We start from the raw sequence: 22,056 nt of genomic DNA on the forward strand, positions 1-22,056 counted from the left end.
GGTGGTTTCCACGGAAAGGTCAGTCATGGGATATGCGGTTGCGCAGCAGGAGGCCGCGGGCGGCGAGGCTGACCAGCAACACGAAGACGGTCAGCACCAGGGCACCGGCCCAGGCCAGCACCTGCCAGGATTCGTACGGGCTGCCGGCGAACTGGTTCATCACCACCGGCACCGAGGCCATCGGCTGGAACACGTTGCTGTTCCAGTACTGGTTGCCGAAGGCAGTGAACAGCAGCGGTGCGGTCTCACCGGAGATGCGGGCCAGCGCCAGCAGGATGCCGGTGATGATGCCGGCCGAGGCGCTGCGGTAGAGCACCTGCACGATCACCTTCCATTGCGGGATGCCCAGCGACAGCGCCGCTTCGCGCATCTGCGAGGGCACCAGGCGCAGCATTTCGTCGGTGGTACGCACCACCACCGGCAGCACGATGAAGGCCAGCGACAGCGCACCGGCGAAGGCGGAGAACTGGCCGCCGGTCTGCATCACGTACAGGGTGTAGACGAACAGGCCCAGCACGATCGACGGGGCCGACAGCAGGATGTCGTTGACGAAGCGGACCACGGTGCCGGCCTTGCGGGCATTGCCGTACTCGGCCAGCCAGGTGCCGGCCAGGACACCCAGCGGGGTGCCGATGCCGATCGCCAGCGCACACATCACCGCGCTGCCGAAGAAGGCGTTGGCCAGGCCGCCTTCCTGCATCGGCGGCGGTGTCATCTTGGTGAACAGGTCCAGGTTGATGCCGGCCAGGCCCTTCGCGGCCAGGGTGAACAGGATCCAGCCCAGGAAGAACAGACCGAACAGCGCGGTGGCGCAGGACAGCGCGATGGCGACGACATTGCCGATGCGGCGGCGCAGGTACAGCGAGTCAGCGGTGGTGGACATCAGTTGCCCTCCTTGCGGGCCAGGCGCATCAGCATCAGGCGGGCGATGGCGAGCACCACGAAGGTGACGATGAACAGGACGAAGCCAAGCAGCAGCAGCGCCGAGCGGTAGGTTTCAGTGGCCTCGCCGAAGTCGTTGGCGATCAGGGCGGCGATGGTGGTGCCCGGCTCCAGCAGTGACGGCGACAGGCGCACGCTGTTGCCGATCACGAAGGCCACGGCCATGGTCTCGCCCAGTGCGCGGCCAAGGCCGAGGAAGACGCCGCCGATCACCGCCGAACGGGTGTAGGGCAGCACGATGTCCCAGCTCACTTCCCACTTGGTCGACCCCAGCGCATAGGCCGATTCCTTCAGGCGGGTCGGTACGGTCAGGAACACCTCGCGCATGACCGAAGAGATGAACGGGATGACCATGATGGCCAGCACGAAGCCGGCGGTCAGCATGCCGATGCCCAGCGGTGGGCCCTGGAAGATCGGGCCGATGACCGGCCATTCGCCCAGCGTTTCGTTGAGGAACGGGGTGACGTACTCGGTCATCACCGGTACCAGCACGAACAGGCCCCACATGCCGTAGATGATGGAGGGAATGCCTGCCAGCAGTTCGATGGCGGTGCCGACCGGCCCCCGCAGCCAGCGTGGCGCCACTTCGGTCAGGAAGAAGGCGATGCCGAAGCTGACCGGCACGGCGATGACCATCGCGATCAGCGCGGTGACCAGGGTGCCGTAGATCGGAGCAAGCGCACCGAACTTGTTTTCGACCGGATTCCAGTCGGAAGAGAAGAAGAAGCTCAGGCCCTGCATCTGCAGGGCATGACGGCCGCCCCACAGCATCGACAGAGCCGCGCAGGCCAGGGCGATCAGGACGAAGATGACGGTGCCGACCAGCACCCATCGGAACAGTTTGTCGTTGCGGGCATCACGCGCGTCACGCGTGGACGGGGCGGCTACAGGCTGGGCGATGGCATTCATGGGGACGGCAGGGCCAGGAAGGGGCGGGGCGGCACGGCGTGGAAGACACGGTGCCCGCACGCGGCGGGCACCGTCGGATCCATCACTTCAGTTCGGTCGCCCAGTAGGCCTCGATCTGCGTGACCAGTTCGGCCGGCAGCGGCACATAGTGCAGCTCGTTGGCCTGGGCCTGGCCGTTCTCGAAGGCCCACTTGAAGAAGGCCAGGGTGTCCTGGTTGCGCTTGGCATCCTTCGGCTGCTTCTGCATCAGCATGAAGTTGGTGGCGGTGATCGGCCACGCCTGCTCACCCGGAGCATTGGTGATGACCAGATTGAAGTCCTTGGCGCTGGCCCAGTCGGCGCTGGCGGCCGCAGCGGCGAAGGTCTCCGCGCTCGGCTGCACCCAGGTGCCGGCGGCATTCTGCAGCGAGGTGTACGGCATGGCGTTCTGCAGCGCGTAGGCCAGTTCGACGTAGCCGATCGAGCCCTTGATCTGCTTGACGTACGAGGCGACGCCTTCGTTGCCCTTGCCGCCCACACCGTCCGGCCACTGCACCGAAGTGCCTTCGCCGACCTTGCTCTTCCACTCCGGGCTGACCTTGGACAGGTAGTTGGAGAAGTTGAAGGTGGTGCCCGAGCCGTCCGAACGGTGGACGATGGTGATCTTGCCGTCCGGCAGGGTCACGCCAGGGTTGGCAGCGACGATCGCCGGGTCGTTCCAGGTCTTGACCTTGCCGAGGAAGATGTCGGCCAGCAGGGCGCCGCTCAGGCGCAGCTTGCCCGCTTCCAGGCCTTCGATGTTGACGACCGGCACCACGCCGCCGATGGCCGACGGGAACTGGGCCAGGCCGGCCTGCGCCAGCTCCTCGCTGCTCAGCGGCTTGTCGGACGAGCCGAAGTCGACCGTGCCGGCCTTGATCTGGGCGATGCCGCCGCCGGAACCGATGGACTGGTAGTTGATCTTGGCGCCGGTGCTGGCGTTGTAGTCGGCCGACCACTTCGACACCAGCGGGAAGATGAAGGACGCGCCGGCGCCGGAGACTTCGGCGGTCACCTTCGCACCGGCGGCAGCCGGGGCAGCGGCACCGTCGGCGGCCGGCTGCTGCGCGGCCTGCTTGTCGCCACCGCAGGCCGACAGGCCCAGGGCAATGGCCAGGGAAAGGGCGGCGAGGCCGGCCGAGTGCAGTTTCATGGTCACTCCATAGCGGGGAAGAGCCGACGGCGTCGGCGGATGCGGCTATGAAATGATGTTTTTGTTACAGCCGTATGACGTCCATGACAGAGGTGTCCTGGATCACGTTCCGACAAGGGTTTCACAGGGTCGTCGCCCACTGCGGACATCCCCGGAGACCGCCGCGGCCGCCCGATCTGCGCACCGGCAGGGTCGCCGGTCCGGTGGAAGGCCGGACCCCACAAACGAGAAGAGCGCGAGATCCCGAGGATCTCGCGCCCGGTGGGGCCGGCGGGGGAGAGAGGACCCGTCGGCCCCGCTCCTGCGGGGGAGGTCTTGCTCAGTACTTCAGGTTCTGGGTCCAGTAGGTCTCGATCTGGCGGACCAGGGTGTCCGGCAGCGGGACGTAATCAAGCTGCTTGGCCTGCTGGTCGCCGTTCCTGTAGATCCAGCGGAAGAACTCCTGCGTGGCCTTGGCACCGGCGACGTTCTTCGGCTGCTTGCGGACCAGGATGAAGTTGGTGGCGGTGATCGGCCACGCATCGGCACCCGGGGCATTGGTCATCACCAGGTAGAAGTCACGGGCATTGGCCCAGTCGGCGCTGGCGGCGGCGGCCGAGAACGAGGCGTCCGACGGCTGCACGATCTTGCCCGCGGCGTTCTTCATTGCCGCGTACGACATCTTGTTCTGCAGCGCATAGGACAGCTCGACGTAGCCGATGCCACCCTTGATCTGCTTGACGTAGGCGGCCACGCCTTCGTTGCCCTTGCCGCCGATGCCCGCCGGCCACTGCACCGAGGTGCCTTCACCGACCTTGCTCTTCCACTCCGGGCTGACCTTGGACAGGTAGTTGACGAAGTTGAAGGTGGTGCCCGAACCGTCGGAGCGGTGCACGATGGTGATCTTGCCGCTGGGCAGGGTCAGGCCCGGGTTCAGTGCAGTGATGGCCGGATCGTTCCAGGTGGTGATCTTGCCCAGGAAGATGTTGGCCAGGGTCGGGCCATCGAGCTTCAGCGCACCCGGTGCGACGCCGGCGACGTTGATCACCGGCACCACGCCGCCGATCACCGACGGGAACTGGGCCAGGCCGGCGGCAGCCAGTTCTTCCGGCTTCAGCGGCGCGTCGGAGGAACCAAAATCGACGGTCGCTGCCTTGATCTGGGCAATGCCGCCGCCGGAACCGATCGACTGGTAGTTGACCTTCTTGCCGGTGGCGGTGCTGTAGTCCGCCGACCACTTGGACATCACGGGGTAGATGAAGGAGGCGCCCGCGCCGGTGACATCGGCAGCATTGGCGGCGAACACGGACGACGCGGCCAGGATGGCGACAGCGGCGCGCGACTTGAAGGCGTGGATCACGGGAGAGACTCCTGGGGTGGTCGAAGGGCGGTTGCCCAACGTATCGGTGCACATTCCATAACCATTCCGTGACACGGAAAGGTCTGTCATATGACGCCGGTGTGACATCGGATGGGGGGATCGCGCTGCGTTACAGGCGTCACCGCACGTGGCAAGGGCACGACCGCAGTCGTGCCCTTGCCGGTGCGTGATGCGATGACGCGGGCTCTTACCAGAAGAACTGCGCGCGGGCTTCCAGGATGTTCGGATCGTCATTGACGAAGCCGCGGGCGCTGGAGCTGTACTTCTTGCTGTCGACCTTCACGTAGTTCAGCATCAGCTTGAAGTTCGAGCGCCAGTACCAGTTGGCGCCGACGGTCCACACATCCATCTTGCCGCCGAGCACGCCATCGACGATCGGCGGGCGACCGGCGACCGGGTTCGCGGCCAGGTTGCCGTCGTTGAGGTCCATGTGGTCGTAGCGCACGCCAAGCTGCCACTGGCCGCTGGCCGGGTTGTTCGGCAGGCCGGTGCCGGGCGTGCCACCCTTGTAGCTCCAGGTCTCGCCGGTGACATTCCACAGGCCGCTGATGTAGTAGCCGTCGCTGGTGTAGTTGTCGTGGTCGTAGCGCTTGGCCTTGCTGGTGTAGTACTCGGCCTGGGCCTTGAACGGGCCCTGGAAGTACATGGCTTCGGCGCCGACGGTGCTGATGCGGTCGGTGTCGGTCAGGTTGCCGCTGTCGATCAGGCGGGCGGTGGCCAGGTCGGCGTTCGGACGTGCGCGCACGCGCAGGGTGTCGGCGTCGGCGTCGTAGTCCACGTAGCTCAGGCCGAAGTGCAGGACCTGGCCCTTCTCGTTGATCGGAGCCCAGGTGCCACGCGCACCGTAGCCGCTGCCATGGGCCAGGTTGCGGGTCAGCTCGCGGCCGAAGGCGCTGGCGGTGACCGACCAGTTGTCCTGGCCGTAGCTGTAGGCGCCACCCAGGCGGCGGGCGATCGCGTAGGTGTTGGTGACCGCGGCCTTGGAGATGAAGTCGTTGTTCTTGGTGCTGGACAGCTCTTCCAGACTGTTGGGCTGCTTGAACTGGCCGACCTGGATGAAATGGTTGGCATTGCCCAGCAGCTTGTACTTCACGTTGGTGTCGAGGAACTTGTCCGCCTTGGCGTCGTAGCCGAGCACCCACTCCACGTTGCCCGGGCCCTTGCCCTTGAGCACCAGCTCGGCGCGGCGCAGCTCGAACTCGCTGTCCTTGCCATTGCCGGCATCGCCACCATTGAGGTCCACGACGTCGTTGTGGAACCAGTTGCCGTCGGCCTGGACCAGGCCTTCGAAGGTGATTTCCGAACCGCCGATCACGTCGATGGCGACTTCAGCGTGGGCAGCCGGCACATAGAGCGCAGCGGCCACGGCCACCGTCAGGAGTTGGTGATGCAGTTTCATGGAGAGGAGCCTTGCAGGCAGGTGGGAAGATGCGCGCAGGCTAGAAGGTAAAGATTGCGTAAATGTGACAGTTTCCGCGCGCAGTCTGTCCGCCGCGACCCTTGCCACGACTGGGCCCGGCATTGATGCCGGGCCGATATGACGTGGGGATTGCGCTGCGATGGCATTTACCCGCAGGCGCTGCGGGATGCCTCAGGGGGCCGGTGTCTTGTCCTTGAAGCGGCACAGATCAGCGATCACGCATCCCGGGCAGTCCGGCTTGCGTGCCTTGCAGACGTAGCGTCCGTGCAGTATCAACCAGTGATGTGCGTCGAGCAGGAATTCATCAGGAATCGCCTTGACCAGCCTGTCCTCGACTTCGCGCACGTTCTTTCCCGGCGCCAGTCCCGTGCGGTTCGCAACGCGGAAGATGTGCGTATCCACCGCCATCACAGGTTCGCCGAAAGCCGTGTTGAGCACGACGTTGGCGGTCTTGCGGCCGACGCCGGGCAGGGCTTCCAGTGCCTCGCGTTCGCGTGGTACTTCACCGCCATGTTTCTCCAGCAGGATCGCGCAGGTGGCGATCACGTTTTTCGCCTTGGCGTTGAACAGGCCGATGGTGGCGATGTATTTCTTCAGTCCGTCCTCGCCCAGCGCCAGGATCTGCGCGGGCGTGTTGGCAACGGGGAACAGGCGACGCGTGGCCTTGTTGACGCCGACATCGGTGGCCTGCGCCGACAACGCCACCGCCACCAGCAGTTCGAACGGCGAGCTGTATTCCAGTTCGGTCTTCGGATGCGGGTTGAGTTCGCGCAGGCGCGTGAACATTTCCACCACGTCGGCGCGCGGCATGCTGCTGCCACGCCGCGCTGGCGCGCGGGCGGCCTTCTTCGCGGTGGCCATCAGCGCTCCTTGCCGGTGGCGCGTGCCTTGGCACGGGCGAGGATGGCGGCAGCGGCGGCGGGCAGCGCAGGTTTCACGTCCGGCGCCGGGCGCGGCGTGCGACGCGCATCGCGTTCGGCGTCGCGGCGGGCCAGGCGCACCGCGCGTGCGCGGTAACGGTCACGTGCGGCCCACGCGCGCTGCAACTGCTGCCGCGCCTGGCTGAGCACCTCCGGCAGTTCCGGGTGCCCGGGAACCTCGTGTGTGTCGCCTTCGTTGGCGACATAGTCCATCAGACCGGCCTGCAGGGCACCATCAAGATCGTCTGCCTGGACCCGGGCGAACAGCAGCGCGGGGTTGGGTCGGGATGCCATGGGGTCAACGGTTCTGGAAGGCGGGGGGACGGCGTTGCAGGAAGGCACCGGTGCCTTCGCGCATATCCTCGGTGGCGAACAGCAGGCCGAACTGCGCGCTTTCGTACTCCAGTCCCGCCTCCAGGCTGCACTCGCCGCCGATGTGGACCGCATCAAGCAGGGCGCGCAGCGCCAGGGGCGCCGAGCGTGCCAGCTGCCGGGCGATGTCCTGCACGCGGGTGTCCAGATCGGCCGCCGGCACCACCTCGTTGACGATGCCCAGCGCGAGCGCACGGGCGGCATCGATGGGCGCACCCAGCAGGCACAGTTCCAGGGTGGCAGCCCGGCCGCAGAGGCGCAGCAGGCGCTGGCTGCCGCCGAAGCCGGGGATCAGGCCGAGATTGATCTCCGGCTGGCCGACCTTGGCCGAGTCAGCGGCAACGCGCAGATGGCAGGCCAGCGCCAGTTCCAGGCCGCCGCCCAGGGCAAAACCGTTGACGCGGGCGATGACCGGCTTGGGCATGCGTTCGATCTGACGCATCAGTCCTTGGCCGAGCAGGGAGAAATCACGTCCCTGAACCGCACTGAGTGTGTTCATCTCGGCGATGTCGGCGCCGGCGACGAAGGCCTTCTGGCCGGCACCGGTCAGCACCACCACACGCACCTCGGGGTCGGCCGCGGCGTCCCTGAACGCATCGGCCAGACCCTGCAGGGTCGCGGCATTGAGGGCATTGAGCTTGTCCGGGCGCTGGACGGTCACGGTGCGGATGGCGCCATCGTCGGTGACAGCGATCAGGTCATCGGCCACGGTGAAACTCCTGGAACGTTAAAAAAGAGTGATTTTGAACTCTGCCCGCGCAGACAGGTCATAGCCTGCGTGGTGAGTAGCGGTTACACGTTGTGGCCGTTATCCTAACCCGTCGCCTCAGGGCGGCGCAGAACGTCCCTGAGTTACCACCCCTGGAGAACTGTTTGATGAAGTTGCGTTCTATCGCGGTCGCCGTCGCGGCCCTGGCCCTGACGGGCAATGCCTTCGCCCAGGACGTCTCGTCCGAAAAGGGCAAGCTGAGCTACTACTTCGGTTACGACTACGGCAACAACCTGGCGGAGCTGACCGGTCGTGGTGAGCAGCTGGACATCAACTCGGTGGTGAAGGGTCTGCAGGACGCCTACGCCAAGAAGCAGCCGGCGATCACCGCCGAGCAGCTGAAGCCGGCCGTTGAAGCGTTCCAGAAGCGCGAGCAGGGTCGTGCCCAGGCCGCCAAGGCCGAGTACGAAAAGGCCGCTGCCGAAAACAAGACCAAGAGCGATCAGTTCATCGCGGCGAACAAGGCCAAGGCCGGCGTGCAGTCCCTGCCGAGCGGCGTCCAGTACCGCGTGATCGAAGCCGGCAAGGGTGCCAAGCCGACCCAGGCCAGCACCGTGCAGCTGGAAGTTGCCGGTCCGTTCCCGTACGGCCAGCGCCCGACCGAGGCCCGCCCGGCCCAGCAGATTCCGTCGATCAAGGTCAGCGAAGTCGAAATGAAGGCCATGCGTGAGACCCTGCTGCAGATGCCGGCGGGTTCGAAGTGGGAAGTCACCCTGCCGCCGGACCAGGCGTACGGTGCCGACCCGCGCACCCCGTTCCCGCCGAACGTGGCCGTGCAGTTCGAGATCAAGCTGGTCAGCGTCAAGTAAGCCTCCGCATCAACATCAACGCGCCGGTGATCCCACCGGCGCGTTTTTGTTTGCGCCGCGCGCGGCCGGCAGCATCGGGCCATGCTCGGCGAAGGCGCGCGGCGAAGGACCGCATGCCGCATCTTCAGCCCGCGCAAATTCAGCGCAATCGCGCTACTGTTGCAACGTGCAAACTACGGAAGACCCGGCGCGTGTTGTCGCAAGCCCCTGCATCGGAACGTGCAAGCTGGATGGCAACCGGCTGTGCCGCGGTTGCCGGCGGCACATCGACGAGATCACACGGTGGTCGTCGATGAGCGACAGCGAACGCAGCCACATCCTGCATCGCGTGCTGCCGCTGCGCGAGCAGCTGCAGCAATCGCTGCACGGCTCGCTGGCCGACCATGATCGCCTGTTGCGCGCATTGCATCCGCTGGCCGCCCCGCCCGCCGGTGACGGTTGGAACCGCAGTGAACTGATCGACCTGCTGCCGCCGGGTCCGCCGGTGGAAGCGGCGGTGTTGGCCGGCATCGTGCCGCGTGCCAGCGGCGCGCAGGTGATCCTGACCCGTCGCACTGAAACCCTGCGACAGCACGGCGGCCAGGTCGGCTTTCCCGGCGGCCGTACCGAGCCGGATGATCGCGATGCGCTGGCCGCAGCGCTGCGCGAAAGCCAGGAAGAAATCGCGCTGGCGCCTGCGCAGGTGCAGCCGCTGGGCTACCTCGATCCGTTCGTGACCATCACCGGTTACCGTGTCACCCCGGTGGTGGCGGTGGTCGATCCGGATTTCGTGCCCGTGCCTCAGCCCAGTGAAGTGGCCGAGGTGTTCGAGGTGCCACTGGATTACCTGATGGCGGCCGACAACCTGCGCCAGGTCGAAATCAATCATCGTGGCCGCATCCGTCATGTGCTCGAGTACGGCTGGCCTGGCCAGCGGATCTGGGGGGCGACGGCGGCCATTCTCTACAACCTGCGTCGCCGCCTGGAGCAAGTGCAATGAAGCCGATCGATCCGCCGTGGACCACCCTGGTCGATGTCGCCACCCTCGCCGCTGCACTGGGCGAGGACGTGCGCGTGGTCGACGCCCGTGCAACGGCGAGCACCGCCGTGCGTGTGGTCGATGCGCGCGCGTCGCTGGGCGATCCGCAGGCGGGCGAGGGCCAGTACCTGGCCGGTCATGTCCCCGGTGCGGTGTACGCCGACCTCAACCGGGATCTGTCCGACCTCACCCGTGCCGGCCACGGTCGCCACCCGCTGCCGGACAGCGACGCGTTCGCCGCACGGCTGGGTCGCTGGGGTATCGCCCCGGAGACCCAGGTCGTGGTCTACGACGGCAGCGATGGCAGCATGGCCGCCGCGCGCCTGTGGTGGCTGCTGCGCCTGATGGGCCACGCGCGGGTGGCGGTGCTCGATGGAGGCATTGCGGCCTGGCAGGCAGCGGGGCTGCCGCTGGCGACCGGTGCGGGCGAGGTTCCGGCCCAGCCGGCCTATCCGGGGCGCTTTGACACCACGCAGATCGCCAATGCCGACGAGATCACCGCCCGGCTCAAGCATGCGCCGGGCTGGTTGCTGGACGCCCGCGCGGGAGAGCGCTTCCGCGGTGAGGTCGAACCGCTGGATCCGGTCGCCGGCCACGTGCCCGGCGCGGTCAACCGCCCGTTCGCATCCAATGTGCTCGATGGCCGCATGCGCGATACGCAGGAGCTGCGTGCCGAGCTGCAGGGCATCATCGGCAATCGCGATCCGCAGCAGGTCGTACTGATGTGTGGTTCCGGCGTGACGGCGTGCCATCTGCTGCTGGCGATGGAAGCGGCGGGCCTGTCCGGGGCGCGCATCTATGCCGATTCCTGGAGCGGCTGGGTGAGCGACAGCAGCCGACCGGTCGCCAGCGGTACCTGAGACAGAACCGGGGTCAGATCCGTTTTCCCGCGCAGAACGGATCTGCCCCCTTCAGGCGGCAGTCCTGCCGGTTACCCGATCGATTGCAGGGGCACCTTCGCCAGCATCCGAGCCCACGGAAACAACGGCCCCGGATCGCGCTTGCGGGCCACGCTCAACGTCGGATCGTCACTGGCCTGCACCTGTTCCCGGTCCAGCTGGTCGTGGCCGGCGATCCGCTGCAGTGACGGGTAGCGCGCCACCAAGGCCAGCAGCAGCTGTTCCAGGGCCTGCAGCTGCGGCTCGGTGTACGGCTCGTCCATCGCCTGGTGACGGCTGTCGAACCAGTCGGGGTAGCGCCCGCTGTTGACCAGCTCGATGCCCAGCGTCCGTGCGTTCATGCCGCGGACGTGGTGGGCCACGCGCTCAGGGGCCACGTACTGCACGACGCTGCCGTCGCGGTCGATGTAGAAATGGCCGCTGTTGCCGGCGCCGCTGTCGTACAGCACCCGCTCGCCATAGGCACGGGCCGTGGCCAGGTCGGGCAGCTCGGTGCAGTGGATCACCACCATCTCCAGCGTGTCCGGCGCGCGCAGCGGCAGAAGGTCGTGATAGGGCAGGGGCTGCAGCAGCAGGCCGGGCAGGAGCGGGTTGGGCATGCGGCGATGCTAGCATTGCGCAATGAACCTGCATTCTCTTTCGTTGTCGGCGCGCGCCTGCGGAGCGTGCGCGTGAGCCGCGGTCACTGCATCCTCTCCCATGGCTTCGAGAGCGGGCCGGAGGCCACCAAGGTCACGGCACTGGCCGAGGTCGCCCAGCGCCTGGGCTGGACCCATGAGCGGCCGGACTACACCGATCTGGACGCGATGAGCGAAGTGAGCCGCGTCGGTGACGTGCCGGGGCGTCTGCAGCGCCTGCTGGAACGCGCTGCACATGCGTCGGCACAAGGGCCGCTGGTGCTGGCGGGTTCCAGCCTGGGCGCCTACATCTCTGCGATCGCCTCGTTGCAGGTACCGGTGGCGGGCCTGTTCCTGATGGTCCCGCCGACCACCATGGGGCCCATGCCGGCGCTGGACGCCGCAGCGGTCCCCACCACCGTGGTCCAGGCCTGGCACGATGATGTTGTGCCTGCCGCCGGGGTGATCGCCTGGGCGCAGGCGCGCTCGGCACAGCTGCTGCTGGTGGACGATGGCCACCGCCTGGAGCGGCACGTGGAGGCATCCGCACACGCCTTCGAGCGCCTGCTGCGCCAACTGTGAAGCCGGGGCGCACGGCGCGCCGGCCCGCATTGACTACAATGGCAGCCCCGCCGCCCCCGGCGCGGGCCTGCCGGCCGTGCCCACGGCCCTCCTTTCCGACTGGCGCGGCTCCCCTGCCGCGCCCGACCACCTGCGAACCGATCCCGTGAAATTCTTCGTCTCCTGCGCCAAGGGCCTGGAATACCTGCTTGCCGATGAACTGTCGGCCCTGGGCCTGGACAAGGCCACTGCCACCATTGCCGGCGTCAATGCCGAGGGCGAGCTGGAGCAGGCGCTGCGGATCGTGATGTGGTCACGCCTGGCCAGCCGCGTGCTGTGGCCGATCGACGAGTTCGAATGCCCCGACGAGCAGGCGCTGTATGACGGCGTGCGTGCGCTGCCGTGGCATGAGCACATCAAGCCGGAGATGACCCTGGCGGTGGATGCGCATGTGTCCGGCGACAAGATCACCCACGCCCGCTTTGCCGCGCAGCGGATCAAGGACGCCATCGTCGACCGCATGCGCGATGAGGGCCTGGAGCGGCCGTCGGTCAACACCGATCTGCCGGATGTGCGCGTCAACCTGTCGCTGCGCAAGGGACGTGCCTCGCTGTCGATCGACCTCGGCGGCGGCCCGCTGCACCGCCGTGGCTGGCGGGGGGCCGCGCACGAAGCGCCGCTGAAGGAGAACCTGGCGGCCGCGTTGCTGCTGCGGGCGCAGTGGCCGCGTCTGCATGCCGCCGGTGGTGGCCTGCTGGACCCGATGTGCGGCAGCGGCACGTTGTTGATCGAAGGCGCGCTGATGGCGGCCGACGTCGCGCCGGGCCTGATGCGCCACGGCAGCCTGCCGCCGAGCCGCTGGCTGGGCTTCGACAAGGTGGCCTGGAAGGCGATCCAGAGCGAGGCGCGCGAGCGCGAGGCCACCGGCCTGGCCGCGCTGAAGCCGGTGATCCACGGCAGCGACATCGATCCGACGGCGATCGAAGCGGCACGCGAGAATGCCGAAGTGGCGGGCGTGGCCCACGCCATCCGCTTCACCCGCGCCGACGTATCCGAGCTCACCTCGCCGGAGCAGGAGATCGGTGCGGTGGTCTGCAACCCGCCCTACGACGAGCGCCTGGCCGCCGATCCGGCGCTGTACCGCGCCTTGGGCAACGCGCTGCAGAAGGCGGTGCCGCAGTGGCGCGCCAGCCTGCTGTGCGGCAACGACGAGCTGGCCTTCGCCACGGGTCTTCGTGCGGCCAAGAAGTACCAGATGTTCAATGGCGCGCTGGAATGCGCGCTGATCGTCTGCGACCCGATCGCGGTGCCGGGGCGTGATCCGGCACAGCCGCGGGAGCTGAGCGAAGGTGCGCAGATGGTGGCCAACCGCCTGCGCAAGAACCTGAAGAAGTTCAAGAGCTGGCGCGCGCGCGAGGACATCACCTGCTTCCGCGCCTACGATGCGGACCTGCCGGAATACGCGGCGGCCATCGATGTCTACGAAGAGGACGGTGGACAGCGCCGTACCTTCCTGCACGTGCAGGAATACGCTGCACCGGCGGCGATTCCCGAGAACGACGTGCGCCGCCGCCGCAACGAACTGCTGGCCGCCGCGCGTGAGGTATTCGGCGTGCCGCCCGAACAGGTATCGATGAAGTCACGCGAGCGTGGCAAGGGCGGCAGCAAGTACGGCCGTCTCGAGCAGCGCGACGAGTTCGTGGTGGTGCGCGAGAATCATGCGCTGCTGCAGGTGAACCTGTTCGACTATCTCGATACCGGCCTGTTCCTGGACCATCGTCCGCTGCGCCGGATGATGGCCGAGCAGGTGCGTGGCAAGCGCTTCCTCAACCTGTTCTGCTACACCGGCGTGGCCAGCGTGCAGGCAGCCGTGGCCGGCGCGGCCAGCACCACCAGCGTCGACCTGTCCGCTACCTACCTGCAATGGTGCTACGACAACCTGGCCCTGAATGGTCAGGGCGGCAACCAGCATCTTCTGGTGCAGGCCGATGCGATGGCCTGGCTGGAAGCCGACCGCGGACAGTACGATGTGATCTTCTGCGATCCGCCGACGTTCTCCAACTCCGCCCGCGCCGATGATTTCGATGTGCAGCGCGAGCAGCTGCGGCTGCTGCGTGCAGCGGTGGCACGGCTGGCACCGGCAGGCGTTCTGTACTTCTCCAACAACTTCCGCCGTTTCAAGCTGGAAGAGAACGCGATCGCCGAGTTCGCCCAGTGCCGTGAGATCACTGCGCGTACCATCGGTCCGGACTTCGAGCGCAACGCACGCATCCACCGTGCGTGGGAGTTGAAGCGTCTGGGTTGAAGGTTCGCCGGGCATGGCCCGGCGCTACCGGCTATGCCAGCGCCACCACCAGGCCCAGCAACGGCAGGGTGATCGCCAGCGGCACGATCCACCGCGGGCGGTAGGGATACAGCCCGAACGACAGCGTCACGCCGCCCACCGTCATCACGCCCAGCCACTGCACCGGGCCCATGGCCCAGCCATGGTCGGCAACGCACAGGGCGAAGGTGACCGCCAGCAGCGACCAGCCCAGCACCCGCCACTGGGCGCGCCGTGCCGGAACGGCGGCTTTGCCGTGCAGATCGTGCTGGTGCCTTTCCATTGCCAGCGACAATGCGGTGAACGCGGAGAAGGAAAGCGCCAGCGCCAGCAGCATCATGCGCTGGCCTCCACTTCGGTGGCTTCGGTCGGTGCCCTGGGCGCAACGGTTGCTGCGGCACGTTTTTTCTTCTCGGCCGCAGACAGCGGTGGCGTCCAGCGCTGCATGCGCCAGCCGCACAGCGCCAGCATCGCACCGAAGGCGATCATCGACAGGTCGAAGCCCGCCAGCACCCAGTCGCCGCTGCGCAGGGTAATGCCCAGATGGGCGTGGGTGGTCAGCGCGTTGACCACCGGAACCAGCGCGAATGCGGCTGCGCCCAGGTACAGCTGCCACGTCCACATCACCCGCTTCGGCCAGACGAACGCGGCCAGCAGGGCGCCGCCCCACGCATAGAAGAACACGTTGGCTTCGGCATTGGAGCGATCGGCCAGATCCAGCGGCAGCAGCCGATTGCCCCAGAAGTAGGCGGCAAAGGCGATCGGCAGGCCGGCCACGGTACCGATGTTCAACGCATCGACCAGGCGCAGGCCGAAGCCGGTGCGCCCGCTCTTGGCGTGCTTCGGTCGTTCCTTCACTGCCCACAGCACCACGCCACTGGCCACCATCAGGCAGCCGACCAGGCCGGACAGGAAGAACAGCGCACGCAGCCCCCAGTCGGCGAAGCGCGCCAAGTGCAGGCCATACAGCACGCCACGGGTGGCGGTGGCACCACCGGAGGCCGGGGTCTGTTCCAGCAGCCTGCCGTCCACCATGTCGTAACGCAGCGAAGGCGTGTCAATGGAAAGGCGCTTTCCGTCACGCTGGCGGATGTCGATGACCGCGTTGCGCGCGCCCGGATTGGACACGGTGAAGCCGGCCACTTCGGCGCCATGCCAGTGGGCGCGCGCATCGTCCAGCAGGCGGGCGATCGGCAGCGGCGCGGCGCGGCCTTCGGCCGGCGCGGTTACTTCAGGCAGGCCACCGAAGGCTTCGCTGAAGAATTTGTCCTCATCCTGCGGGTAGGCCACTTTCACGCCCCAGGGCAGGTACATGATCATCAGGGTGACGATGCCCGTGTAGGTGATCATCGCGTGGTAGGGCAGCGCCATCACCGCGCTGACATTGTGGAAATCCAGCCAGGAGCGCAGGCCCTTGTCTTTGCGGAAAGTGAAGAAGTCCTTGAAGATCTTCTTGTGGGTGATCACCCCGGTGATGATGGCCACCAGCATGAACATGGCGCAGAAGCCGACCAGGTAACGGGCCCACAGCACCGGGATGTAGTGCAGGTCGAAATGCAGGCGGTAGAAGAAATCTCCGCCGCGCGTCTGGCGGGCGTTCAGTTCGTCGCCGGTGTTCGGGTCGAGCGTGGCATCGCCGAAGGCACCGCGTCGGCCACGGCTTGGATCGGCCAGCTCGGGTGGCAGGCGCCAGAACAGCTGCATGGCCGGGTTGCGCGGCTGTGGCAGGGTCACGAACCAGGTCTGGGCCTGCCCCGCATGGGCCTGCAGGTAGTCCACGCTGCGTTGCGCGGCCACATCGATGCTGACGGTGCTGGCCGGCAGTTCCGGGCGCATCCAGCGGCTGATCTCTTCACGGTAGTAGCTTGCGGTACCGGCCATGAAGATCAGCAGCAGCAGCCAGCCGACCAGCAGGCCGGTCCAGGTGTGCAGCCAGGCCATCGACTGGCGGAATCCGTTCTTCATGCCCAGGCTCCCATCAGCCGCGCGATGCCGGCCATCAGCAGGGCAGGGGCGAGGATGCCGATCCACGCACGCAGGGCACTGCGGGTGGCGAATGCCCACAGCGCGGCACAGGCGGCAACCAGGATGGCCAGCAGCATGCCGGTCAGCACGGTCTGGCCCCGCGCGCCCGGCAGGACGACGGCACAGAACACGCCGGTCATGGAGGCCAGCGCATAGCCACCGAAGATCGCGGCCAGCGCGCGCGACAGGATGCCCCAGCGCGGGTTGCGGAAGAAAACACGGGAGCTGGCGGTTGCGGGCGAGCGGTCCACGGCGGTCCTGTCGGTCGGGGAGGGGATCGAACGCGCCTGCGGCCCCCTTGCGCCCCGCGCACGTCGCCCAGCGTGTCCCATCAATGCAGCGCTGCCCGCGCAGACGGGCAGCCGGAGGTCAGGGCTGTACATGGGCACCGGACAGGTCTTCCTTGCCCGTGCGGCCAAGCGCACCACCGATCAGTAAATGATAGGCATTCGCATTCTGTTAATCAAGGCTACGTGACGAAAGAGGAGTCGTTCCGTGCCCACGCAGCAGGTCAGTGGACCCGCCGCTCAGAAGCGGAACACTACCGTTGCCGCGTGCAGCAGCAGGCCGATCAGGCCGCCAACCAGCGTGCCGTTGAAGCGGATGAACTGCAGGTCGCGGCCGACGCTCAGTTCCAGCTGCTCGACCAGATGGCGCTCGTCCCAGCCCCTGACCGTCTGTGCGATGTGCGTGGTGACCCCCTCGCGCAGTCGCCCGGTCAGGCGCTGTGCGCCTTCCAGCAGATGCTGGTTCAGTGCATCGCGCAGTGCCGGGTCGGACTGCAGGGTGATCCCCAGCGAGGCGAGGCTGCGCTGCAGGTGGCCGACCAGCGCCGAATCCTCGCGCTGCAGGTCGGCGCGCAGACTGGCGTGGATGCGTGCCCAGAGCCCCTGCACGTACTCCTGCAGGGCAGGATGGTCGATCATCTCCTGCTTGAGCTGTTCGATGCGCTCGGCCAGCGCCGGGTCTTCGCGCAGGCGCTGGACGTAGTTGCCCAGCCACGCCTCGTAATCCTGCCGCAGCGGATGCTGCGGCTCGGCCAGTACCTGCTGCAGCTCCTCCAGCACGGCGCGTGCCAGCCGCTCGGCCAGGCTGTCCCCGATCTCGTCGATGGGTTTCACCCAGTTCACCGTGCTTGAGAGCGTCGGCCATTCGCGCTGGATGTAGCGCACGATCAGCTGCGACGCGCGCTCCTTCACTTCCGGCTGCTCCAGCCAGCGTCCCAGTCTCTGCAGGCCCTCGTCCAGCACACGCTGGTGGCGCCCGTCGGCGGTCAGCAGGGCAAGCAGCTCGCCGGCGGTGGATGCCGCGTTCCACTGTCGCAACTGCTGCACCACGAACGTGTGCAGCTGCCGGCGCACGGCGCGTTCATCGAAGAAGTCCAGTGCCTGCAACGCCCAGCCGCGTGCCATGTCGGCCAGCATGCGTGCGCGTGCCGGTTCGGCCAGCCAACTGCCGAGACGGCCAGCCGGATCGAACACCTTCAGCTTGGCCAGCAGCACCTGTGGTTCCAGGAACTGATCGCGCACGAACAGCGCCAGGCTGTCGCCGATGCGCTCCTTGCTGCGCGGAATGATGGCGGTATGGGGAATCGGCAGGCCCATCGGCCTGCGGAACAGGGCGACCACCGCGAACCAGTCTGCCAGCGCGCCCACCGCTGCCGCCTCGCAGAAGGCGGATACCCAGGCCCAGGCGCCGCGCTCGCCCTGCCAGTGGCTGACCGCAAAACCGGCCAACATCAACACCAGCAGGCCCAGGGCGATGGCTTTCAGGCGTCGCAGCTGGGCGCGGCGCGGATCGATTGCGGACGTCATGGCGGCAGTCTAACCGCCACCGGATGATGCCGGCGCATCGGTAGCGCCGGGCCATGCCCGGCGGCTTTTCAGGGCCCGCTGCGCTCGCCGGGCATCGCCCAGCGCTACCCATTCGTTACAGCGCTTCCAGCTGCCTGCGCAATGCCGCCAGCTGCGTGCGCAGGGCATCGTTCTCGCGAGTGAGCGCGACGACGCGTCGGCGCAGCGCCGGCGCATCCTCACCCAGTTGCTCCAGCGCGGACAGCACTTCCGCATCGCGCAGGGCGATCTCGTCCTCGCTGGGCTCATCGAACGCCATTTCCGCCGGTTCTGGCTTCGCCGCGCGCGGCTTGCGCTTGGACTCGCGTACGCGCTTGGCGGCCTGCTTCAGTTCGTCCTTGCCGCCTGCGGCTGCCGCGCGCTGCTCTTCCTCGGGCAGGTCGGCCACGGCCGCGGCCGCGCTGATCGAGATCACGCCAGCCTTGACCGCTTCCACGACTTCGGCGGCGGCCTGTGCGTGAATGCGTTCGATCATCCCGACCTGGCTGGTGCTCAGCTTCGCTTCGCGGGCCAGTTCCGCACGGCTGATTTTCGGCGCGGGTTCCCACGGTGGGCTGTCTTCACCGGCATCGTCGGCCGATGCGGCGGTGCCATCGCTTTCGCGTTGCAGCTGGGCCTGCTCGATCTGCTTGCGTGCCGACAGGATGTCGCGCTTGCGCAGGGCCAGCACGCCGCGCTGGAAATCGGACACGCTGCGGCGGCCCAGGTGCTGTTCGATCATCCACAGGTGCACGTCCTCCATGCTCTGGAAGCGGCTGTTCTGCACCGTGTTGAACGGCAGGCCATGCTTCTGGCAGATGCCGTAGCGGTTATGGCCATCCACCAGGACATCGCCCCACAGTACCAGTGCATCGCGGCAGCCCTCGGCGAGGATGCTGCGCTCCAGCGCCTCATGTTCGTCGGGCGTGAGCGGGTCGATGTAGGCCTTGAGTTCTTCTTTGACGACGATGTCCATGGGCACGGCAACGGGCAGGAACGGAACCGACCATTGTACCTGCTTGCTGTCGCCGGCCCGGGCTTACGCGGTGGCCCGGATCATCTCGCCCAGAGTGCTGGTGATCTGGTCGATCTGGGGCTTGTCCACGATCAGTGGCGGCGACAGCGCGATGATGTCGCCCGTACAGCGCACCAGCAGTCCGCCGTCGTGGAAACAGCGCCGGTAGACCTCGTGACCACGGCTGCCCGGAGCATCCTTGCGCGGGGCCAGCTCGACCGCACCGACCAGTCCGAAGTTGCGGATGTCGATCACGTTGGGAAGCCCCTGCAGGGCGTGCAGCCTCTCCTGCCAGTACTCGCCCAGTTCGATGGCGCGCTCGAACAGGCGCTCCTCTGCATAGACGTCGAGTGTGGCCAGGGCTGCCGCGCAGGCCAGCGGGTGCCCCGAATAGGTATAGCCATGGAACAGCTCGATGGCCTGTGCCGGGCCCTGCATCAGGCCGGCGTGCACCGCATCGCTGGCCAGCACGCCACCCAGCGGAACCGCGCCGTTGCTGACTCCCTTGGCAAAGGTCAGCAGGTCCGGCGTGACGCCGAAACGCTGCGCGGCGAACGGCATGCCGACCCGGCCGAAACCGGTGATGACCTCGTCGAACACCAGCAGGATGCCGTGCTGGTCGCAGATCTCCCGCAGCCGTTGCAGATAGCCGGGCGCAGGCAGGATCACTCCCGCAGAACCGGCGATGGGCTCGACGAACACGGCCGCAATGGTGGACGCATCGTGCAGGCCGATCAGCCGCTCCAGATCGTCGGCCAGTTCCGCGCCCTGGCGCGGCAGGCCCTTGCTGAACGCGTTGCGCTGCAGATCCAGGGTGTGCCGCAGATAGTCCACGCCCGCCAGCTGCAGGCCGAACTGGCGGCGGTTGTTGGGCAGGCCGCCGAGCGCCATGCCGCCGAAGCCCACACCGTGATAAGCCTTCTCGCGGCTGATGAAACGGGTACGCTGGCCTTCGCCGCGCTGGCGGTGATAGGCCAGCACGATCTTCATTGCGGTATCCACCGCCTCGGAGCCCGAGTTGGTGAAGAACACGTGGTTGAGCCCGGCCGGAGCCAGCGCGGCCAGGCGCTGCGCCAACGCGAATGCCGGTGGCGAACCCATCTGGAAGGCGGGTGAGTAATCCAGCGTGCGTGCCTGTTCGACAATCGCCTCGACGATGCGCGGGCGGGCGTGGCCGGCATTGCAGCACCACAGGCCGGCGGTGCCATCGAGAACCTGGCGCCCGTCCACGTCTTCGTAATGCATGCCTTCGGCCCGTACCAGCATGCGCGGCGCGCCCTTGAACTGGCGGTTGGCGGTGAAGGGCATCCAGTACGCCTCCAGGGAGTCGGGGCGCTGGATGGCCAGCTCGTGCACGTCGCTCGCGGGGTTCTTCATGCCGGTTCCGTCGGGTCCGATGCAGGGACTGTAGCGCAGCCGTCATCGCCCGGGCCATGCCCGCCGTGCACACGGGGCATGGCCTGTCACGGCGAGGTCGCGGCGGCACCGGTATAACCGGAACGACACGCACTGCAGGATCCTGTCATGGCCGATTTCCCCGACCGCAGCCACTGGCAGGCGCTGGCCGGCCAGCTCTCCATTCCCGGCCAGGCCTTCATCGCGGGCCGCTACGTGGATGCCGCCAGCGGTGCCCGCTTCGACTGCGTCAGCCCGATCGACGGCCGCGTGCTTGGCACCGTCGCCGACTGCGACGCGCAGGACGTGGAGCGTGCCGTGCAGGTGGCACGGCGCGCCTTCGAGGCCGGCCACTGGTCGCAGGTGAGCCCTGCGCAACGCAAGCGCGTGCTGCTGGCATTGGCGGCGCTGGTGGAAGCGCATGCCGACGAACTGGCCCTGCTGGAAACGCTGGACATGGGCAAGCCGGTGCGCGATGCACGGCGCATCGACCTGCCGGGCGTGGTGCGTTGCCTGGCCTGGACCGCAGAGGCGGTGGACAAGCTGTACGGAGAGATCGCACCGACCGGCCCCCAGGAGCTGGGCCTGGTCACGCGTGAGCCTGCGGGTGTGGTCGGCGCCATCGTGCCGTGGAACTTCCCGTTGCTGATGGCCTGCTGGAAGATCGCGCCGGCGCTGGCCATGGGCAATTCGGTGATCCTCAAGCCTTCCGAGCGCTCGCCGCTGACGGCGTTGCGGCTGGCAGCGCTGGCCAGCGAGGCCGGTCTGCCTGATGGCGTGCTCAACGTTCTGCCGGGCGATGGTGCCCGCGTGGGCGAGCCGCTGGCGCTGCACAGGGATGTCGACGTGCTGGCCTTCACCGGCTCCACCGCCACCGGCGCCAAGCTGCTCGAGCATGCCGGGCGCTCCAATCTGAAGCGGGTCTGGCTGGAGTGCGGCGGCAAGAGCCCGCATATCGTGTTTGCCGATGCGCCCGACCTGGAGCGGGCGGCCAAGGGGGTGGCGCAGCGCATCTTCTTCAACCAGGGAGAAGTCTGCACCGCCGGCTCGCGGCTGTTGGTGCAGCGTTCGATCCGCGAGGAGTTCGTGCATCGGGTGATCGCCCATGGCCAGCGCATGCAGCCGCGTCACCCGTTGGAGGCCGACGCACCGATGGGTGCCCTCGTCGATGCCGCGCATGTGGACAAGGTACTGGCGGACATCGACATGGCCGAAGCTGACGGAGCGCGCCTGCTGCTGGGGGGACGCCGCGCCGAGGTGGAAGCAGGCGGCTGCTACGTGCAGCCGACCGTGTTCGACCAGGTCCGGCCGGAACAGGCCCTGGCGCGCGAGGAGGTGTTCGGTCCGGTGCTGGCGGTGCTGGGTTTCGACGACGAGGCCGAAGCGGTGCGCCTGGCCAATGACAGCCGCTACGGCCTGGCGGCGGGCGTGTGGACGCGGGACCTGGGCCGGGCACACCGGGTTGCGCGGCAGCTGCGCGCGGGCAGCGTCTGGGTCAACGGCTGGGACGGCGGTGACATGACCGCCCCCTTCGGGGGCTACAAGCAGTCCGGCAATGGGCGCGACAAATCACTGCATGCCTTCGACAAGTACAGCGAGATCAAGGCCACCTGGATCCAGCTGTAGCAGCGGGTCGCGCCCCGAAGGGAGTGGCGGCACCACCGCCCTGAACACATCGCATCGCGTGTGGCTGCATCCG

Annotated in this window: 21 protein-coding genes; 6 read left to right on the forward strand and 15 right to left on the reverse strand. The window is 67.5% G+C overall.

Features of this window, described 5'->3' with window-relative positions:
• Positions 1–19: 19 nt before the first annotated feature.
• The 8 genes from pstA to AC5P5M_RS08395 all read right to left on the reverse strand — a co-directional run bounded on the left by pstA (position 20) and on the right by AC5P5M_RS08395 (position 7,803).
• Positions 20–883, reverse strand: a complete 864-nt coding sequence (pstA, locus tag AC5P5M_RS08360) for a phosphate ABC transporter permease PstA (RefSeq protein WP_053518203.1) — start codon at positions 881–883, stop codon at positions 20–22.
• Entirely contained in the window at positions 883–1,851 is a 969-nt protein-coding gene (gene pstC, locus AC5P5M_RS08365; RefSeq protein ID WP_053518204.1) for a phosphate ABC transporter permease subunit PstC, read from the reverse strand. Before pstC ends, pstA begins: the two co-directional genes overlap by 1 nt.
• An 82-nt stretch (positions 1,852–1,933) precedes the next feature.
• The gene (gene pstS / locus AC5P5M_RS08370; protein ID WP_053518206.1) at positions 1,934–3,022 is read right to left on the reverse strand and encodes a phosphate ABC transporter substrate-binding protein PstS; all 1,089 of its coding nucleotides are present in this window, start codon (positions 3,020–3,022) and stop codon (positions 1,934–1,936) included.
• 319 nt (positions 3,023–3,341) lie between these two features.
• Positions 3,342–4,361 (reverse strand): phosphate ABC transporter substrate-binding protein PstS, encoded by a 1,020-nt coding sequence (pstS, locus tag AC5P5M_RS08375; protein ID WP_065174722.1) that lies wholly within the window; start codon positions 4,359–4,361, stop codon positions 3,342–3,344.
• 208 nt (positions 4,362–4,569) lie between these two features.
• Positions 4,570–5,781, reverse strand: coding sequence for an OprO/OprP family phosphate-selective porin (locus tag AC5P5M_RS08380; protein WP_065174723.1), 1,212 nt, complete (start codon positions 5,779–5,781; stop codon positions 4,570–4,572).
• Positions 5,782–5,973: 192 nt separating this feature from the next.
• Entirely contained in the window at positions 5,974–6,663 is a 690-nt protein-coding gene (gene nth / locus AC5P5M_RS08385; protein ID WP_065181202.1) for an endonuclease III, read from the reverse strand.
• Positions 6,663–7,016 (reverse strand): hypothetical protein, encoded by a 354-nt coding sequence (locus AC5P5M_RS08390; RefSeq protein ID WP_053518210.1) that lies wholly within the window; start codon positions 7,014–7,016, stop codon positions 6,663–6,665. Before AC5P5M_RS08390 ends, nth begins: the two co-directional genes overlap by 1 nt.
• Before the next feature lie 4 nt (positions 7,017–7,020).
• Positions 7,021–7,803: an enoyl-CoA hydratase/isomerase family protein gene (locus AC5P5M_RS08395; protein WP_445393741.1), complete on the reverse strand. Its 783-nt coding sequence runs from the start codon at positions 7,801–7,803 to the stop codon at positions 7,021–7,023.
• A gap of 167 nt (positions 7,804–7,970) precedes the next feature.
• On the opposite strand from AC5P5M_RS08395, the gene AC5P5M_RS08400 reads away from it, so the two are divergent.
• The 3 genes from AC5P5M_RS08400 to AC5P5M_RS08410 all read left to right on the forward strand — a co-directional run bounded on the left by AC5P5M_RS08400 (position 7,971) and on the right by AC5P5M_RS08410 (position 10,550).
• Entirely contained in the window at positions 7,971–8,672 is a 702-nt protein-coding gene (locus tag AC5P5M_RS08400) for an FKBP-type peptidyl-prolyl cis-trans isomerase (RefSeq protein ID WP_005408797.1), read from the forward strand.
• Positions 8,673–8,838: 166 nt separating this feature from the next.
• Complete coding sequence (locus AC5P5M_RS08405) at positions 8,839–9,651, forward strand: CoA pyrophosphatase (RefSeq protein WP_065181204.1); 813 nt, start codon at positions 8,839–8,841, stop codon at positions 9,649–9,651.
• Positions 9,648–10,550, forward strand: coding sequence for a sulfurtransferase (locus AC5P5M_RS08410; RefSeq protein WP_053518214.1), 903 nt, complete (start codon positions 9,648–9,650; stop codon positions 10,548–10,550). The genes AC5P5M_RS08405 and AC5P5M_RS08410 overlap by 4 nt, the downstream gene beginning before the upstream one ends.
• Positions 10,551–10,621: 71 nt before the next feature.
• On the opposite strand, the gene AC5P5M_RS08415 is transcribed toward AC5P5M_RS08410, so the two are convergent.
• Entirely contained in the window at positions 10,622–11,188 is a 567-nt protein-coding gene (locus AC5P5M_RS08415) for an N-acetylmuramoyl-L-alanine amidase (protein ID WP_111185735.1), read from the reverse strand.
• Between the two features lie 72 nt (positions 11,189–11,260).
• On the opposite strand from AC5P5M_RS08415, the gene AC5P5M_RS08420 reads away from it, so the two are divergent.
• Positions 11,261–11,788, forward strand: coding sequence for a hypothetical protein (locus tag AC5P5M_RS08420; protein ID WP_495205757.1), 528 nt, complete (start codon positions 11,261–11,263; stop codon positions 11,786–11,788).
• Positions 11,789–11,933: 145 nt separating this feature from the next.
• Positions 11,934–14,072, forward strand: coding sequence for a bifunctional 23S rRNA (guanine(2069)-N(7))-methyltransferase RlmK/23S rRNA (guanine(2445)-N(2))-methyltransferase RlmL (gene rlmKL, locus AC5P5M_RS08425; protein ID WP_495205758.1), 2,139 nt, complete (start codon positions 11,934–11,936; stop codon positions 14,070–14,072).
• A gap of 31 nt (positions 14,073–14,103) precedes the next feature.
• Here the strand turns inward: rlmKL and AC5P5M_RS08430 are convergent, their stop codons facing one another.
• The 6 genes from AC5P5M_RS08430 to aptA all read right to left on the reverse strand — a co-directional run bounded on the left by AC5P5M_RS08430 (position 14,104) and on the right by aptA (position 20,339).
• Entirely contained in the window at positions 14,104–14,430 is a 327-nt protein-coding gene (locus AC5P5M_RS08430; protein ID WP_065174727.1) for a DUF3325 domain-containing protein, read from the reverse strand.
• On the reverse strand, positions 14,427–16,055 hold the full coding sequence (locus AC5P5M_RS08435) for a PepSY-associated TM helix domain-containing protein (protein WP_128987830.1): 1,629 nt from the start codon (positions 16,053–16,055) through the stop codon (positions 14,427–14,429). Before AC5P5M_RS08435 ends, AC5P5M_RS08430 begins: the two co-directional genes overlap by 4 nt.
• A complete protein-coding gene (locus AC5P5M_RS08440) occupies positions 16,052–16,366 on the reverse strand; it encodes a DUF3649 domain-containing protein (RefSeq protein ID WP_495205759.1) in 315 nt (104 codons plus the stop codon). The genes AC5P5M_RS08435 and AC5P5M_RS08440 overlap by 4 nt, the downstream gene beginning before the upstream one ends.
• 276 nt (positions 16,367–16,642) lie before the next feature.
• The gene (locus tag AC5P5M_RS08445; protein WP_445393738.1) at positions 16,643–17,929 is read right to left on the reverse strand and encodes a DUF445 domain-containing protein; all 1,287 of its coding nucleotides are present in this window, start codon (positions 17,927–17,929) and stop codon (positions 16,643–16,645) included.
• A gap of 115 nt (positions 17,930–18,044) precedes the next feature.
• On the reverse strand, positions 18,045–18,923 hold the full coding sequence (locus tag AC5P5M_RS08450) for a ParB N-terminal domain-containing protein (protein WP_445393737.1): 879 nt from the start codon (positions 18,921–18,923) through the stop codon (positions 18,045–18,047).
• 63 nt (positions 18,924–18,986) lie between these two features.
• Complete coding sequence (aptA, locus tag AC5P5M_RS08455; RefSeq protein WP_111185729.1) at positions 18,987–20,339, reverse strand: omega-aminotransferase AptA; 1,353 nt, start codon at positions 20,337–20,339, stop codon at positions 18,987–18,989.
• A gap of 147 nt (positions 20,340–20,486) precedes the next feature.
• Here aptA and AC5P5M_RS08460 point away from each other — a divergent pair, with 147 nt between their 5' ends.
• The gene (locus tag AC5P5M_RS08460; RefSeq protein WP_495205760.1) at positions 20,487–21,983 is read left to right on the forward strand and encodes an aldehyde dehydrogenase; all 1,497 of its coding nucleotides are present in this window, start codon (positions 20,487–20,489) and stop codon (positions 21,981–21,983) included.
• The last annotated feature ends 73 nt before the right edge of the window (positions 21,984–22,056 follow it).

This window comes from Stenotrophomonas sp. YJH_SMC_106-19, assembly GCF_059368375.1.

Excerpts from the sequence above, each read along its gene's own strand:
- pstA (WP_053518203.1), bottom strand. The coding sequence starts at position 883 with ATGTCCACCACCGCTGACTCGCTGTACCTGCGCCGCCGCATCGGCAAT.
- pstC (WP_053518204.1), bottom strand. The coding sequence starts at position 1,851 with ATGAATGCCATCGCCCAGCCTGTAGCCGCCCCGTCCACGCGTGACGCG.
- pstS (WP_053518206.1), bottom strand. The coding sequence starts at position 3,022 with ATGAAACTGCACTCGGCCGGCCTCGCCGCCCTTTCCCTGGCCATTGCC.
- AC5P5M_RS08380 (WP_065174723.1), bottom strand. The coding sequence starts at position 5,781 with ATGAAACTGCATCACCAACTCCTGACGGTGGCCGTGGCCGCTGCGCTC.
- nth (WP_065181202.1), bottom strand. The coding sequence starts at position 6,663 with ATGGCCACCGCGAAGAAGGCCGCCCGCGCGCCAGCGCGGCGTGGCAGC.
- AC5P5M_RS08390 (WP_053518210.1), bottom strand. The coding sequence starts at position 7,016 with ATGGCATCCCGACCCAACCCCGCGCTGCTGTTCGCCCGGGTCCAGGCA.
- AC5P5M_RS08400 (WP_005408797.1), top strand. The coding sequence starts at position 7,971 with ATGAAGTTGCGTTCTATCGCGGTCGCCGTCGCGGCCCTGGCCCTGACG.
- AC5P5M_RS08410 (WP_053518214.1), top strand. The coding sequence starts at position 9,648 with ATGAAGCCGATCGATCCGCCGTGGACCACCCTGGTCGATGTCGCCACC.
- AC5P5M_RS08415 (WP_111185735.1), bottom strand. The coding sequence starts at position 11,188 with ATGCCCAACCCGCTCCTGCCCGGCCTGCTGCTGCAGCCCCTGCCCTAT.
- AC5P5M_RS08430 (WP_065174727.1), bottom strand. The coding sequence starts at position 14,430 with ATGATGCTGCTGGCGCTGGCGCTTTCCTTCTCCGCGTTCACCGCATTG.
- AC5P5M_RS08435 (WP_128987830.1), bottom strand. The coding sequence starts at position 16,055 with ATGAAGAACGGATTCCGCCAGTCGATGGCCTGGCTGCACACCTGGACC.
- AC5P5M_RS08445 (WP_445393738.1), bottom strand. The coding sequence starts at position 17,929 with ATGACGTCCGCAATCGATCCGCGCCGCGCCCAGCTGCGACGCCTGAAA.
- AC5P5M_RS08450 (WP_445393737.1), bottom strand. The coding sequence starts at position 18,923 with ATGGACATCGTCGTCAAAGAAGAACTCAAGGCCTACATCGACCCGCTC.
- aptA (WP_111185729.1), bottom strand. The coding sequence starts at position 20,339 with ATGAAGAACCCCGCGAGCGACGTGCACGAGCTGGCCATCCAGCGCCCC.
- AC5P5M_RS08460 (WP_495205760.1), top strand. The coding sequence starts at position 20,487 with ATGGCCGATTTCCCCGACCGCAGCCACTGGCAGGCGCTGGCCGGCCAG.